15 protein-coding genes are annotated in these 15,097 nt (G+C 56.0%); 12 read left to right on the top strand and 3 right to left on the bottom strand.

Annotated elements, in window-relative coordinates; genetic code table 11:
* Nucleotides 1–7: 7 nt before the first annotated feature.
* From HX855_RS10095 to HX855_RS10065, 8 genes are all read left to right on the top strand, one after another.
* Nucleotides 8–1,141 carry an NAD(P)-dependent oxidoreductase gene (locus HX855_RS10095; RefSeq protein ID WP_177089272.1) on the top strand — a complete coding sequence of 378 codons (1,134 nt, stop codon included), beginning with the start codon at nt 8–10 and terminating at the stop codon, nt 1,139–1,141.
* 10 nt (nt 1,142–1,151) lie between these two features.
* The gene (locus tag HX855_RS10090; protein ID WP_177089273.1) at nt 1,152–1,712 is read left to right on the top strand and encodes a serine O-acetyltransferase; all 561 of its coding nucleotides are present in this window, start codon (nt 1,152–1,154) and stop codon (nt 1,710–1,712) included.
* 1 nt (nt 1,713) lies between these two features.
* Nucleotides 1,714–2,712 (top strand): hypothetical protein, encoded by a 999-nt coding sequence (locus HX855_RS10085; protein WP_177089274.1) that lies wholly within the window; start codon nt 1,714–1,716, stop codon nt 2,710–2,712.
* Nucleotides 2,709–3,653, top strand: a complete 945-nt coding sequence (locus HX855_RS10080; protein ID WP_177089275.1) for an NAD-dependent epimerase/dehydratase family protein — start codon at nt 2,709–2,711, stop codon at nt 3,651–3,653. Before HX855_RS10085 ends, HX855_RS10080 begins: the two co-directional genes overlap by 4 nt.
* A 21-nt stretch (nt 3,654–3,674) precedes the next feature.
* A complete protein-coding gene (locus HX855_RS10075; protein ID WP_177089276.1) occupies nt 3,675–4,688 on the top strand; it encodes a glycosyltransferase family 4 protein in 1,014 nt (337 codons plus the stop codon).
* A gap of 863 nt (nt 4,689–5,551) precedes the next feature.
* Nucleotides 5,552–5,638 (top strand): hypothetical protein, encoded by an 87-nt coding sequence (locus tag HX855_RS33855; protein ID WP_375140073.1) that lies wholly within the window; start codon nt 5,552–5,554, stop codon nt 5,636–5,638.
* A complete protein-coding gene (locus HX855_RS10070; RefSeq protein ID WP_375140072.1) occupies nt 5,607–7,388 on the top strand; it encodes a polysaccharide biosynthesis protein in 1,782 nt (593 codons plus the stop codon). The genes HX855_RS33855 and HX855_RS10070 overlap by 32 nt, the downstream gene beginning before the upstream one ends.
* A gap of 111 nt (nt 7,389–7,499) precedes the next feature.
* Nucleotides 7,500–7,832, top strand: coding sequence for a helix-hairpin-helix domain-containing protein (locus HX855_RS10065; RefSeq protein ID WP_177089278.1), 333 nt, complete (start codon nt 7,500–7,502; stop codon nt 7,830–7,832).
* A 27-nt stretch (nt 7,833–7,859) separates the two neighbouring features.
* Here HX855_RS10065 and HX855_RS10060 read toward each other — a convergent pair whose 3' ends face one another.
* The 3 genes from HX855_RS10060 to eat form a co-directional block, all read right to left on the bottom strand.
* On the bottom strand, nt 7,860–8,438 hold the full coding sequence (locus HX855_RS10060; RefSeq protein WP_177089279.1) for a TetR/AcrR family transcriptional regulator: 579 nt from the start codon (nt 8,436–8,438) through the stop codon (nt 7,860–7,862).
* Between the two features lie 100 nt (nt 8,439–8,538).
* A complete protein-coding gene (locus HX855_RS10055) occupies nt 8,539–8,706 on the bottom strand; it encodes a DUF2897 family protein (RefSeq protein ID WP_177089280.1) in 168 nt (55 codons plus the stop codon).
* Nucleotides 8,707–8,816: 110 nt separating this feature from the next.
* Nucleotides 8,817–10,181 (bottom strand): ethanolamine permease, encoded by a 1,365-nt coding sequence (eat, locus tag HX855_RS10050; protein WP_177089281.1) that lies wholly within the window; start codon nt 10,179–10,181, stop codon nt 8,817–8,819.
* 411 nt (nt 10,182–10,592) lie between these two features.
* On the opposite strand from eat, the gene kdpF reads away from it, so the two are divergent.
* The 4 genes from kdpF (at nt 10,593) to kdpC (ending at nt 15,069) form a co-directional block, all read left to right on the top strand.
* The gene (gene kdpF / locus HX855_RS10045) at nt 10,593–10,682 is read left to right on the top strand and encodes a K(+)-transporting ATPase subunit F (protein WP_003218754.1); all 90 of its coding nucleotides are present in this window, start codon (nt 10,593–10,595) and stop codon (nt 10,680–10,682) included.
* A gap of 9 nt (nt 10,683–10,691) precedes the next feature.
* Nucleotides 10,692–12,386, top strand: coding sequence for a potassium-transporting ATPase subunit KdpA (kdpA, locus tag HX855_RS10040; RefSeq protein WP_177089282.1), 1,695 nt, complete (start codon nt 10,692–10,694; stop codon nt 12,384–12,386).
* Nucleotides 12,387–12,398: 12 nt separating this feature from the next.
* Entirely contained in the window at nt 12,399–14,456 is a 2,058-nt protein-coding gene (kdpB, locus tag HX855_RS10035) for a potassium-transporting ATPase subunit KdpB (RefSeq protein WP_177089283.1), read from the top strand.
* A 67-nt stretch (nt 14,457–14,523) separates the two neighbouring features.
* Nucleotides 14,524–15,069 carry a potassium-transporting ATPase subunit KdpC gene (gene kdpC, locus HX855_RS10030; RefSeq protein WP_177089284.1) on the top strand — a complete coding sequence of 182 codons (546 nt, stop codon included), beginning with the start codon at nt 14,524–14,526 and terminating at the stop codon, nt 15,067–15,069.
* The last annotated feature ends 28 nt before the right edge of the window (nt 15,070–15,097 follow it).

Below are 15,097 nucleotides of genomic sequence, written 5' to 3'. Positions count from 1 at the left end.
GGTTATTATGTCAGGTCTGGTTTTAGTGACAGGAGGGGCCGGTTTTATTGGTTCGCATCTAGTTCCGAAGTTGCTCAGTTCAGGATTCAAGGTCCGTATCCTGGACCCGCTGTCTGCCCAGGTGCACGGTCAAGTGCCGGTCGATCTGGAGTGGCTTGGCGGTACGGGTATCGACTTCATCAGGGGCGATGTAACGGTGCGCACCGATTGGGAGCGTGCCCTGAAAGACGTCGATAGTATTGTGCATCTTGCGGCTGAGACAGGTACTGGCCAATCCATGTACCAGGTCGCAAGGTATAATGAAGTCAACACTCAGGCTACTGCATTGATGCTTGATGTGCTGGGGAAGATCCCTCATCAGGTAAAGCGCGTAGTTCTGTCTTCCAGTCGCTCCATTTACGGCGAAGGTGCCTATCTGCACCCTCGTACCCAGCAGCGAGTGTATCCATCTGCCCGAAGTGCCGCGGCTTTAGCGAAAGCGCAATGGGATCCGGTCTGCGCCGAGACAGGTGACACTTTGGATGTCGTTGCTACTACCGAAAATGACCTCGTGTCTCCTGCTTCTATTTATGCTGCCACCAAGTACGCGCAAGAAGATCTGGTTCGTATCGGTTGCCAGTCGATGGGGATTGGCTTTGCCATCTTCCGTCTTCAGAACGTCTACGGAGAGCGTCAATCGCTGAACAACCCGTATACCGGTATTTTGTCGATTTTTTCCACTAAGATCCGAATGGGGAGTGAGCTGCCCCTTTTCGAAGATGGAGAAGAAAGCCGAGACTTTGTTCATGTGGATGATGTCACTGACGCGTTGTTACAGGGACTCGTTGTGAATTCGTCACCCAATACCGCTATTAATGTTGGTAGCGGCGTGGCGACGTCAGTCCGGCACGTTGCTGAGGAACTGACCCGGGCATTTGGCAAGGAACCTAACGTTGTTGTGACTGGCCAGTTTCGAGTAGGTGACATTCGGCACAACTATGCGGACATCTCTCGGTTGAAAGAACTCTTGGGCGTACAGCCGAAGATTTCGCTGAAAGAAGGCCTGCAGCGGTTTGCCGATTGGGTGCTGGAGCAGCCGCTTCCGGAGGATCAGCTTGAAAAAGCAAATCAAGAGCTTCGTGATCGGAAACTGATGAATTGAGGAGCGTTCTATGACTGAGCGTCCATTAGGCATACGGCAATTGCTTTCCCATGATGCTAGGCGTCATCGTGAGCTTTTGGGCGGTCATGTTGTTGAGTCGGGTCTCAAGCTTTGGATTGGGATGCTTTCTCCACGGTTTGCACCTGTGCTTCTTTATCGCTTGGCGCATCGCTGTCATCGCGGGCCATTGTCGCCACTTGCTCGGTTGTTTTCTTTGCTGAATTTTCTTTTATTCGGGATTGAGATTGCTGTTGCTTGTAAAATTGGCCCTGGACTTTTTTTTCCTCATACTCATGGCACAGTGATCGGCGCGTTTACCATTGGTAAAAACGCGGTGATTTACCAGGGCGTGACTGTGGGCGCGAAGGATCTGGATTTCACCTACGATGCCGATCACCGGCCCAGCATCGGCGATAATGTGATACTCGGCGCGGGTGCCAAGGTGCTGGGGGGTATTGAGCTGGGTAGTGGAGTGACAGTAGCTGCGAATGCGGTGCTGCTGTCTTCTGTTCCTGACAATGTAGTGGTTGGAGGGATCCCGGCTAAAATCCTCAAGTCTCGGAACAGCTAGTATGAAATATCAGTTAGATGGAAAAAAAGTTCTTCTTATCGCCCCCCAGTTTTTTGGTTACGAGGTTGAGATTCGGAGCGAGCTGGAGCGTCGTGGTGCGAAAGTGAGCTTTTTGCTTGATCGACCCTTTTCATCTCCGTTTATGAAGGCTATTACGCGGTTGCGCCGTGAATGGGTCATTAATGCTGCGGACCGTTATTATACTCAGCAAGTAAGTTCGTTTGACTCAAATGACTTTGATTACGTTTTTGTGGTGAATGGTCAAACGCTGTCCACCGGTATCCTGGATGTGTGGAAACGTAGTTTTTCCAATGCGATTTTCATACTTTACATGTGGGATTCATTTGGGAATCGCCGGTGGGGGGTTGATAATCTACCGTTTTTCGATCACGTCTTCACCTTTGATCGAAATGATGCCAAGAAATATGCGTTGAATTTTCGTCCATTATTTTTCTCCTCAGGTTTTGAAAAAAAGCCACTGGAGGAGAACACGTATGACGTAAGTTTTATTGGGACCGCCCATACTGACCGTTATCAGGTGTTAACGAAAGTTGATAGGGCTCTTGGCCCAGGTGTTCACGCCTATTGGTATCTTTTTCTGCAGGCTAAATGGGTGTACTGGGCCTATAAGCTGACTAATAAAGGATTCAGGCTTTCAACGCTATCAGACTTTAAGTTTGCGCCCTTGAATAAGGCGACGGTCCAAGGTGTGTTTTTTCAATCCAAAGCTATTCTTGATATTGAACATCCTCAGCAAACCGGATTAACAATGAGGACGTTGGAGACTCTCGGGGCCAGGAAAAAGCTCATTACTACGAACATCAGCGTGCGTGAGTATGATTTTTACTCCGACAACAATATTTGCATTGTTGATCGGAACGCTCCTGTGATTCCCCCCGGATTTTTGGCGGCCGCTTATACGGATGTCGCGCCGGAGGTGTATGCGCGTTATCGTTTGGAAGGTTGGCTGGACGAAATTTTGGAAGTGGCGAGCGCATGAAAATTCTTGTAACTGGTGCTACAGGCTTTGTAGGAAGGTCTCTTTGTGCTCACCTGGTTGCCCAAGGGCATGACGTCACCGCCTTTGTACGTAATGGTGCTCATGGGTTAGCTGATGTCAAGGTGGCCACTGGGGCGCTTGATGACGAAGATTTTGTCACAAGAACACTGACGGAAATTGACTGTGTGGTGCACCTTGCTGGCAGGGCCCATCAGCTCGACGATAACTCGGACAATCCTCTTGAGGCTTTTCGAATTGTGAACCGAGACGCGACCCTTGTGCTTGCCGCGTGTGCCAGGCAAGCAGGTGTCAAACGTTTCGTTTTCATCAGTTCGATCGGTGTGAACGGTTCATCCACGACGGTAGAGCCTTTTTGTGAGGACTCAGCCGCTACCCCGCTAGCTGATTATGCGATATCCAAGCACGAAGCGGAGCTGGAGCTTTCGCGTTTGAAATGCGACGATTTTGATGTCGTTATAGTTCGCCCACCTTTGGTTTATGCCGCACACGCGCCTGGAAACTTCGCGCGCTTGTTGAAGTTAGTCAGTGCAGGGGTTCCAGTACCCTTTGCATCACTTACAAATCAACGAAGCATGATTGCGTTGGAAAACCTGGTCGACTTCATTTCTCTTTGTGTTGTTCATCCGGCCGCCGCAAACGAGTTGTTCTTGATCAGTGATGGTATTGACGTGTCAACGCCACAAATTTTCCGTTATCTGGCGCAAGGTATGGGCAAGCGCTCAATACATTTTTATTTTCCCCAACCGCTGATCCACGCTGCGGCAAAAATGATTGGAAAGGAAGCGCTGTATAAACAGCTTTGCGGTTCTCTTGTTGTCGACTCGGGCAAGGCAAGAAAGCTTTTGGGATGGAAGCCTTTGTTATCGCCTGAGCAAGCGCTCATCCGATCAGGGACACTTTATAAGCAGCAAAGAACGTAAATTTTTTGGCGGGCTATTTCAATGCAATCTTGGTTTTTAATTATCGTGTTGATGCTTTCAGCAACGTTGACAGCGTACCTGCGCCGTTACGCTCTGTCTCGCAGCTTGATCGATGTTCCTAATGCGCGAAGCTCTCATTCAGTGCCAACTCCAAGAGGCGGAGGGGTAGCAATTGTTGTCTGTTTTTTGGGGATGCTCATCCTTGCACTTCTCAACGGATGGATTGGAATTTCGTCAGGCGTCGGTTTTTTGGGTGCCGGCAGCCTTGTGGCTGTGATTGGGTTTATGGATGACCACGGCCATATTGCTGCCCGCTGGCGTCTGCTGGGTCATTTTGCTGCAGCAGTTTGGGCGCTGTCGTGGCTCGGTGGGGTTGCGCCCATTCACCTGTTAGGTTTCACCATTGAAACGGGTTGGTTTAGCTGTGTCATCGGTGCTTTTTACCTGGTGTGGATGCTTAACCTCTATAATTTTATGGATGGCATTGACGGCCTGGCCGCCACTGAAGCTATTTTTTGTTGCTTGGGTGCCTGCCTTATTTACTGGCTTGGTGGTTTCGACGACTTGATCTGGGGGCCATTGGTATTGTCTATGGCGGTGCTGGGTTTTCTGGTCTGGAATTTCCCCCCCGCCCGTATCTTCATGGGGGATGCAGGTAGTGGGTTTTTGGGGATTACCTTGGGTATGCTGTCGCTCCAGGCGGCCTGGTCGGACCCCAGGTTGATCTGGGTCTGGCTGGTTTTACTGGGCGTATTCATCGTTGACGCAACGCTGACTTTGTTCCGACGTCTTGTCCGGGGTGAAAAGGTGTACGAGGCCCATCGAAGTCACGCTTACCAGTTTGCTTCTCGAAAGTATGGTCAACACTTGCCCGTGACCTTGTCGGTGATACTGATAAATGTGTTGTGGCTACTGCCAATTGCTTTTTGTGTGATTCGATTCAATGTCGACGGGTTGTTGGCGCTTACCGTTGCCTACACGCCATTGATTTTGCTGGCGTTTAGATTTAATGCTGGGGAAGCTGAGGCTGTCTGAAGTTGAGATTGTTTTTTGATCGCCTTTTCCTGGCCTTTGGATAATTAACTACTATTTCGGGCTCAAACAACCGCTCTGTCCGCGGCTGATAGGTGGTCGGCGCAGGTTGTTAATACCTCTCTTTGGCTTACGGTCCTAAATCCTTGCGGTTCTAATGCGAATCGCTCATTTTTGAGTCGTCCGATTCCGAGCATCGAACCTTTTGTCGCCGGGGTCAGGTGATGTGCTTGTCAGGCCCTGGTGCACCGTTTGTCAGCCTTTCAGGATGAAGCGTCCCATAGTGACCTGACGCGAGTCTGAACTCACAGGTGGGCCGTCTCCGGCTGTCGTGGCGACACATCGCGGGATTCTCCCTGCCAGCCATGGCTGAATACTGTCTTAACGGGATATTTCGCTGATTCGCTCAAGCTAATCGCGCACTATTTTTTACTGCGCATTACATAGGCTGTATGATTTCGTGGGAATTTACCCGGCGCGTTGGAGTCTTGTTGTGTTAGCAGTGTTGTTTCGCAAGAGCTGTGGCACATCTCAAATGGAATGGCGGTTTGCATGCGACGGTGGTTGTTGATGATGTCATTTTGAAATCATTGCTGTCCGGGTAACTTGCTTCGCTTCAGCGCAGCTAAGTGGTTGAAACGCGGTGAGCTGGACGGGGCAGAGGCGGAAGTTTCTTATTTACGAGTAACAAGGGTAGTTGAGATATTTATGGATAAATTACGGGCGTATTTGCTGAGTCTTCCTCGCCGACGCAAGCGTATTTTGCAAGTCATTACCGACGTCGTGTTGGTATGGTTAGCATTATGGATGGCGTTTGTCGTTCGTTTGGGTATAGATGAGCTGGTGAATCCAATCGTTCAGCACACCTGGTTATTTCTCAGTGCGCCTCTTGTGGCCATCCCTCTTTTTATCCGCTTCGGTATGTATCGCGCGGTGATGCGTTACTTTGGTAATGACGCATTGATTGCAATTATCAAGGCGGTGAGCCTCTCGGCGTTAATTCTGGGAGTCGTTGTATACTGGTATAGCAATCATGATAACGTCATTCCCCGCTCTATCATATTTAATTACTGGTGGTTAAGTTTGATTATGATTGGCGGGTTGCGTCTCGCAATGCGTCAATATTTCCTGGGTGACTGGTTCACCGCCGCTCAGCATGTTCCGTTTACCAACAGAGATGATGGGCTGCCGAAAGTCGCCATTTATGGCGCCGGTTCTGCCGGTAATCAGTTGGTTGCTGCGTTGCGTATGGGCCGATTGATGCGACCGGTTGCCTTTATTGATGACGACAGTAATATTGCCGATCGAGTGATTTCCGGTTTGCAGGTATACAAACCTAAGCATATTCAGCAAATGATTGATGTGACAGGCGCCCAAGAGATTCTCTTGGCAATACCTTCCTCCAATCGAGGGCGTCGTCGCGAGATTCTTGGATTACTTGAAGGTTTTCCCCTTCACGTACGCAGCGTTCCCGGCTTCATGGATTTGGCCAGCGGTCGCGTCAAGGTGGACGATATCCAAGAAGTTGATATTGCTGACCTTTTAGGGCGCGATGCGGTGCCCGCCCAAGCGGAGTTACTCGAGCATTGTATTAAGGGGCAGAGCGTGATGGTGACCGGCGCAGGCGGATCAATCGGATCCGAACTGTGTCGGCAGATACTGCTCCTGCGGCCAACGACACTGTTATTGTTTGAGCACAGCGAATTTAATCTTTACAGCATTCTTTCAGAGCTCGAACAACGTGTTTCCCACGAATCGCTACCGATTAAGGTATTGCCGATCCTTGGTTCGGTGCGTAATCAATCCAAGTTGCTGGATATCATGAAAACGTGGCATGTAGATACTGTCTATCATGCCGCTGCCTATAAGCACGTACCCATGGTTGAACATAACATTGCTGAAGGCGTGTTAAATAACGTGATCGGTACCTTGAGCACTGCTCAGGCAGCGCTGCAGGCGGGGGTTGCCAACTTTGTGCTTATCTCTACGGACAAAGCCGTACGACCAACCAATGTTATGGGCAGTACCAAGCGGTTGGCAGAACTGACGCTGCAGGCGCTTAGCCGCGAGCTCGCTCCCGTCTTGTTCGCTGAAAAATCAAACGTTTCACATGTCAACAAAACCCGTTTTACGATGGTTCGCTTTGGTAATGTGCTGGGATCTTCTGGTTCGGTGATTCCGCTGTTTCACAGGCAGATTAAATCCGGAGGCCCACTAACGGTTACCCACCCGAAAATCACCCGCTACTTTATGACTATCCCTGAAGCTGCTCAGTTGGTAATCCAGGCTGGTTCTATGGGGGTGGGGGGTGACGTTTTTGTGCTGGACATGGGGGAACCGGTAAAAATTGTTGAGCTGGCCGAAAAGATGATTCACCTTTCAGGCTTGAGTGTTCGCTCTGAAAAAAACCCTCACGGAGATATCGCCATTGAGTTCACCGGCCTACGCCCCGGTGAAAAGCTTTACGAAGAGTTGTTGATCGGAGACAACGTAGTTGCTACCCAGCACCCAATGATCATGAGCGCCAACGAGGATCTCTTGTCCTGGGATGTCCTCAAGGGCAAGCTCACTGAGTTGCTTGCTGCTGTGGATCAGGACGACTACACCCGTGTCCGCCAGCTCTTACGCGAAACCGTCAGCGGTTACGCCCCAGACGGTGAAATCGTCGACTGGATCTACCAGCAACGCCGCCTGGAACCCTGAACTCACACCCTGTAACTCACCCATTTTTGACTCTCCCCAAACATCGCCTAAGTTTGGAAAGCAGCTTCGGAAAAGCTGCTTTTCCCTTATCGATGTCATGGAGCGTCACCAATGCATAAAGCGTATTTCTCATCCCTCATCTTCGCCTTCCTCACCAGCATCTCGCTAGCCACAACGGCCGCACCGTCCACCAAACCCGAAACCCCAACCCCCATTGCAACCCAAATGACCAAGGTCGAACACACCTCCAAGGTCAGCCTCAACTCCGCCGACGCTGAAACCCTGCGCCGCGACTTGTTCGGCATCGGCGCCGCCAAAGCCAAGGCCATCATCGCCTACCGCGAAACCAACGGGCCGTTCACGGCGATAGACGAGTTACTGGAAGTAAAGGGTATCGGCAAGGCACTGCTGGAAAAGAACCGCGACCGGCTCGAGGTGAACTGAGGATCTGAAAGCAGGCGAGGAGGCCGGTCATTGACCGGCTTTCTTCTGTTCAGCGAGTTCTGCTTTCAAGCTCCCCCGCACCACCTCGAGAATCCGTGTCGCCAACTCGGCACTCTCGACACTTCTCGCCAACACCAACGCCCCCACCAGCGTCGACATCAGCACCAGGCTCTGCTCCCCGTCATTCGGGTTGCCAAGCGCCGTTTCAACCTGCTTGAGTCGGGCATTGAGGACTTCATCCGTCGTGCGACTGTTCTGCCCACGCAATCCCATCTCCGACGACATCGTCGTCAGCGGGCAGCCTTGATCCGGGGAGGTCTGGTGCCATTCAGACAGGTAGCTGTCGATGAACGCCTCCAGCGGCCGCTCCTGGTTGAACAGCATTTCGCAATGCACATCCAGCTCTGCAGCTGCGGCCTGCAATGCCTTTTCCACCAATTCGTCCTTGGACTTGAAGTGCGCATAAAACCCGCCATGTGTCAGGTTCAGCGACTTCATCAGTGGCTGCAAGCCGGTAGCCCCAATGCCGTCGCGGCGAAAGCGGACTGAGGCCTCCTTGATGATGCGCTGGTGGGTTTGGGCTTTGTGGTCTTGTGAATAGCGCATGGGGTGGCCTCCGAAACATCAGGCCATATTAACCAAGCTCGCTTGGGCATACGCGGGTGGTTACAAAATTGTGCGGCTCAGCGGTGGAGCCGCTTCAGGCTCAACGATCCTGTGCGTCCTTGGAGTCCGCTTGAGCATTGCGCTCGGCCACACGCTGGCGTTGTGCGTCGGTTAATTCAACCTTGTTGGCGCTGTCGCGCAGCATCAACAAACCACCGACGATCGAACCGATCGCAACCACTAGAATCAACCAGGCATACCACGGCATAGGGCTCTCCTTGAGGCAGCAAACCGTGGGGAAATTTCCCACGGTAATAGCTGCTTTGAGTAACGGGCTTTCTTAGTAGTTCATTGTAGGCCCGTTCTGCCCCGGTAACCTTACAGACCGGTCAACATCGCATCCGCCGGCGCATCGGCGCGGTCTTGCGCGGTGAGTTGGAAGTACACAAAACCCACCACCATGAAGCCCAGGAAGATCAACCCGATCAGCGCGTTGAACCAGGCCATGGCCACGAGGCAAACCACCGCCAGTACCAGCGCAATCCCCGGCACGATCGGGTAACCCGGTGCGCGGAAGGTGCGTTCCAGCAGCGGCTCGGTTTTGCGCAGTTTGAACAGGCTGAGCATGCTCATGATGTACATGACGATGGCGCCGAACACCGCCATGGTGATCATCGCCGCGGTCAGGGTCATGCCGCCCAGGTTGATCAGGCCGTCGCTATAGATTGCCGCGATACCGACGATGCCACCGGCGATGATTGCCCGGTGCGGCGTCTGGAAGCGCGACAGTTTGGCGATGAAGGAAGGCAGGTAGCCCGCGCGCGCCAGGGCGAAGAATTGGCGGGAGTAACCCAGGATGATCCCGTGGAAGCTGGCCACCAGGCCGAACAGGCCGATCCACACCAGCATGTGCAGCCAGCCCGAGCTGTCGCCGACCACGGTTTTCATCGCCTGGGGCAGGGGATCGTTGATGTTCGACAGGGTGCGCCAGTCTCCGACGCCACCGGCAAAGAACATCACGCCCATCGCCAGTACCACCAGGGTCAGGATGCCGCTGATGTAGGCCTTTGGAATGGTGCGCTTGGGATCTTTCGCTTCTTCGGCGGCCATGGCGGCGCCTTCGATGGCGAGGAAGAACCAGATGGCAAACGGGATCGCCGCGAACATCCCGGCGATCGCCGGTGCGCCGAAGGTGTCGGAGCCGGCCCAGCCGTTTAGGGCGAAGTTGCTGAAGCTGAAGGCGGGGGCGACCACGCCCATGAACACCAGCAGTTCGGCGACGGCGAGCACGCACACCACCAATTCAAAAGTCGCGGCCAGCTTCACGCCGAGAATGTTGAGGCCCATGAAGACGATGTAGGCACCCACAGCCGCGTGTTTCGGGTCCAGCGCCGGAAACTGCACATTCAAGTAGGCACCAATGGCCAAAGCGATGGCGGGCGGGGCGAAGACGAATTCGATCAGCGTTGCCAGTCCGGCAATCAGGCCACCTTTCTCACCAAACGCCCGGCGGCTGTAGGCAAACGGGCCGCCAGCGTGAGGAATCGCGGTGGTCAGTTCGGTGAAACTGAATATAAAGCAGGTGTACATGGCGGCGACCATCAATGAGGTCACCAGGAAACCCAGCGTTCCCGCCACGCCCCAGCCGTAGCTCCAGCCGAAATATTCGCCGGAAATCACCAGCCCGACGGCGATGCCCCACAAATGCAGGGTGCCCAAGGTGGGTTTGAGTTGTGTGTTCATCGTATTGCTCTCCCTGAACCGGTTGTAATGATTCAAGGTGTTGCAGCGGACATGCCAGGGTGGGAATCATTGTCGTAAAGCGGCGCAACTGTCGCCAGTGCGACGGTATGGCGTTTGAAATGTTGCAGCATTGCACCAGATAAGGGCGTCGGTGACTGAGCCGGCGCTTTCGCGAGCAAGCCCGCTCCCACATTGGCCCGCGTATTTCCTGCTGAACGCGGTCGAGCGTGGGAGTAGGCTTGCTCGCGAAGAGGCCTGCCCAGACGCTGAAAATCCCCGTGTAAAACCCGCATAAACCCACTCTTTACGCCGTCTTTACGCCCCACCCATGCCCTCGCTCTCGTTCCTTTACGCCACTCCTGCGGACAATCCTCCTACACGCGGCAGTCGCCGCACGACGGAGAAACTTCCATGAGCGTTCTGGACGGGGTGTCACTGCTGTTGGCTGTGGCGCTGTTCATTTATCTGCTGGTTGCGCTGTTACGCGCGGATCGGAACTAGGAGCAGGCTATGCACAGTTATGACTATTGGCTGATCATCGCCTTCTTTGCTTTGGTGCTGGTTCCGGCACCGGCCCTGGGGCGTTTCTACTACAAGGTAATGGAAGGGCAGCGAACCTGGCTCACGCCGGTGTTCGGCCCGGTCGAGCGCGCGTGCTATCGCCTCTCGGGTGTGGATGCGGAGCAGGAGCAGAGCTGGCAGAAGTACGCGCTGGCGTTGCTGGCATTCAACGTTGCCGGCTTTGTGCTGCTGTTCGCGTTCCTGTTGTTCCAGGCCTACCTGCCGTTGAACCCGCAGAAATTACCGGGCCTGGAATGGACCCTGGCGTTCAACACCGCGATCAGTTTCATGACCAACACCAACTGGCAGAACTACAGCGGTGAAGCGTCCCTGAGTTACCTCAGCCAGATGGCCGGTCTCACCGTGCAGAACTTCGTCAGCGCTGCCACCGGCCTCGCCGTACTGGTCGCGTTGTGCCGTGGGATCGGTCGCAAATCCACCAAGACCCTGGGCAACTTCTGGGTCGACATGACCCGCGCCACGCTCTACGGCCTGTTGCCGATGTGCCTGGTGTTTGCGTTGTTCCTGGTGTGGCAGGGCGTGCCACAAACCTTCGCTCACTATGTGAACGCGGTCACCCTGCAGGGCGTTGACCAGGTGATCCCATTGGGCCCGGCGGCCAGCCAGATTGCGATCAAGCAATTGGGCACCAACGGCGGTGGTTTCTTCGGGGTCAACTCGGCGCATCCATTCGAAGACCCGACGGCGTGGGCCAACCTGTTTGAACTGGGCGCGATCATCCTGATTCCGGTTGCACTGGTGTTCACCTTCGGCCACTACGTGAAAGACCTGCGTCAGAGCCGGGCGATCCTCGGTTGCATGCTGGCCTTGTTCCTGATCGGTGGTGCGACCGCGATGTGGGCCGAATATCAGCCCAACCCGACGCTGAACAACCCGGCGGTTGAGCAGGCGGCGCCCCAGGAAGGTAAAGAAACGCGCTTCGGTACCACCGGCACCGTGTTGTGGTCGGTGACCACCACCGCCGCGTCCAACGGTTCGGTCAACGGCATGCATGACAGCCTCAACCCCCTGAGCGGGATGGTGGCGCTGATCAACATGATGGTCGGCGAAGTGATCTTTGGCGGCGTCGGTGCCGGCATGTACGGCATGTTGCTCAACGTGCTGATCGCGGTGTTCCTCGCCGGCCTGATGATCGGCCGCACGCCGGAATACCTCGGCAAGAAACTCCAGGCCCGGGAAGTGCAATTGCTGGTGGTGACCTTGCTGGTGATGCCGGTCGGCACCCTGGTGCTGGGCGCCATCGCCGCCAGCCTGCCTGGCCCGGCCGGTGCCATCAGCAATCCTGGCCCTCACGGGTTCAGCCAGTTGCTGTACGCCTACACCTCGGCCAGTGCCAACAACGGCTCGGCGTTTGGCGGCTTCAGCGCCAACACCACGTTCCATAACCTGATGATGAGCCTGTCGATGCTGCTCGGCCGCTTCGGCTACATCTTCCCGGTACTGGCACTCGCCGGCAGCCTGGCGATGAAGAAAACCGCACCGATTGGCCAGAACAGCTTCCCGACCCACGGCGTGCTGTTCGTGACCCTGTTGACCGTGACCATTTTGCTGGTGGGCGGCCTGACCTTCCTGCCGACGCTGGCACTTGGGCCTATCGCTGAACACTTGAGCATGGGTTTCTAAGGGGATATGAAAATGAATATGCCTGCAAAAAATGCTGCCCCGGTCAAACCCCAGGAGCCAGCCAAAACCGCCATGTCGGCCCTGTGGCGCCCGGCGCTGGTCCAGGCGTTCGTCAAGCTGGACCCGCGTCAGCTGCAACGTTCGCCAGTGATGCTGGTGGTGGAACTGACCGCGATCCTCACCACGATCCTGTGCTTCGTGCCGGACGTTGCCGTACCGACCTACGTCGCCGTGCAAATCGCGGTGTGGTTGTGGTTCACCGTGCTGTTCGCCAACTTCGCTGAAGCCTTGGCGGAAGGTCGCGGCAAGGCCCGTGCCGACAGCCTCAAGGCCGGCAGCGAAGGCCTCAGCGCTCGTCGCAAAGAAGCCGACGGCAGCTTCAAAGTCGTGCCGGCCACCAGCCTGCGCAAGGGTGACGTGGTGCGTGTGGTCGCCGGAGAAATGATCCCGGGCGACGGCGAAGTTGTCGAAGGGATTGCCGCGGTCAATGAAGCGGCGATCACCGGTGAATCGGCGCCGGTCATCCGTGAGTCCGGCGGCGACCGCTCGGCCGTCACCGGCAATACCCGCCTGGTGTCGGACTGGTTGATGATCCGCATCACCGCCAACCCGGGCGAGTCGACCCTGGACCGCATGATCGCCCTGGTGGAAGGCGCCAAGCGCCAGAAAACCCCCAACGAAGTCGCGCTGGATATCCTGCTGATCGGCCTGACGCTGATCTTCCTGCTGGTGGTGGTGACCCTGCAGCCGTTCGCCCACTTCGCCAATGGCAATCTGCCGCTGGTGTTCCTGGTCGCGCTGCTGGTCACCCTGATTCCGACCACCATCGGTGGCCTGTTGTCGGCCATCGGTATTGCCGGTATGGACCGCCTGGTACGCCTCAACGTGATCGCCAAATCCGGTCGCGCAGTGGAAGCGGCGGGGGACGTGCACGTGTTGCTGCTGGACAAAACCGGCACCATCACCTTCGGTAACCGCCGTTGCACCAACGTGATTGCCGCGCCCGGTGTAAGCGGCAAAGAGATTGCCGAAGGCGCGCTGCTGGCGTCCCTGGCGGACGACACGGCTGAAGGTAAATCCATCGTCGAATACCTGCGTGGCCTGCACCCGCAAGCTGAACCGTCGACGGATGAGCTGACGGCCGTACCGTTCAGCGCGGAAACCCGTCTGTCCGGTGTCGACTACCAGGGCCGTGTGTTCCGTAAAGGTGCCGTGGATTCGCTGCTGGCCTTCATCGGCCTGCAACGCCGCGACCTGCAACCGGCACTGTCCCGGGAAATCGACAAGATCGCCCAGAGCGGCGGCACGCCGTTGCTGGTGTGTGCCGACGGCAAGTTGCTCGGCGCGATTCACCTTAAGGACGTGGTCAAGCCCGGCATTCGCGAGCGTTTCGCCGAGCTGCGCAAGCTGGGGATTCGCACCGTGATGGTGACCGGTGACAACCCGCTGACCGCTGCGGCGATTGCGGCTGAAGCCGGTGTGGATGACGTGCTGGCCGAAGCCACGCCGGAGAAAAAACTGGCGCGCATTCGTCACGAACAGAACGATGGTCGCCTGGTGGCGATGTGCGGCGACGGCGCCAACGATGCTCCGGCGCTGGCCCAGGCTGACGTCGGCATGGCGATGAACGATGGCACACAAGCCGCCCGTGAAGCCGCCAACATGGTCGACCTCGACAGCGACCCGACCAAACTGCTGGACGTGGTGCAGATCGGCAAGGAATTGCTGGTAACCCGTGGCGCGTTGACGACCTTCTCCATCGCCAACGACGTGGCCAAGTACTTCGCGATCCTGCCGGCGCTGTTCGCCTCGATCTACCCGCAACTGGGTGTGCTCAACGTGATGCACCTGCAAAGCCCGCAGAGCGCGATCCTCTCGGCCATTGTGTTCAACGCCCTGATCATCGTGGTGCTGATCCCGCTGGCGCTGCGCGGTGTGCGTGTGCAAGCGGCGAGTGCGGCGGCGTTGCTGCGTCGCAACCTGCTGATCTACGGCCTGGGCGGGATTCTGGTGCCGTTCGCGGGCATCAAGGCGATCGACATGCTGCTGACCGCCCTGCACCTGGTTTGACCCGATGCCTGCGGGCGCCGGCAAACCGGTGCCTGCAGGTTGCAATGACCGAATTGAGGAATATGAAATGTCCAACATTATCCGCCCGGCCCTGAGCCTGCTGGTATTGATGACCCTGATCACCGGCGTGGCCTATCCCCTGGTGGTCACCGGCGTGGCGCAAGTCGCGTTCCCTGACCAAGCCAACGGCAGCCTGGTACGCGATGCCAGCGGCAAGGTCCGTGGTTCGAGCCTGATCGCCCAGGACTTTACCGGTGACGGCTGGTTCCACCCACGCCCATCGGCGGGGGCGTTTGCCACGGTTTCCAGCAGTGCCAGCAACCTCGGCCCCAGCAACCCGGCGCTGGCCACCCGTGTGTTCGACGACGCCAACAAGCTGCTCGTACCGGGTCAGGGGCCAGTGCCTTTGGCATTGCTGACTACCTCCGGCAGCGGTCTTGATCCACACTTGCCACCGCAGGCGATTGCCTATCAACTGGCCCGGGTGGCCGCGGCGCGTAACCTGCCGGTGGCGACCCTGCAGCGCTTGATGGACGAGCACATCGAAAGCCCGCTGGTGGGGCCGCCGGTGGTGAATGTTTTGGCGTTGAACATGGCGCTTGAAAAGTTGTAAACCGTGGCGCCGCCTTCGCGAGCAAGCC

It is taken from the genome of Pseudomonas sp. IPO3778 (assembly GCF_013386825.1).
Classification (GTDB): domain Bacteria; phylum Pseudomonadota; class Gammaproteobacteria; order Pseudomonadales; family Pseudomonadaceae; genus Aquipseudomonas.
This window is presented reverse-complemented; position numbering and strand designations above follow the sequence as displayed.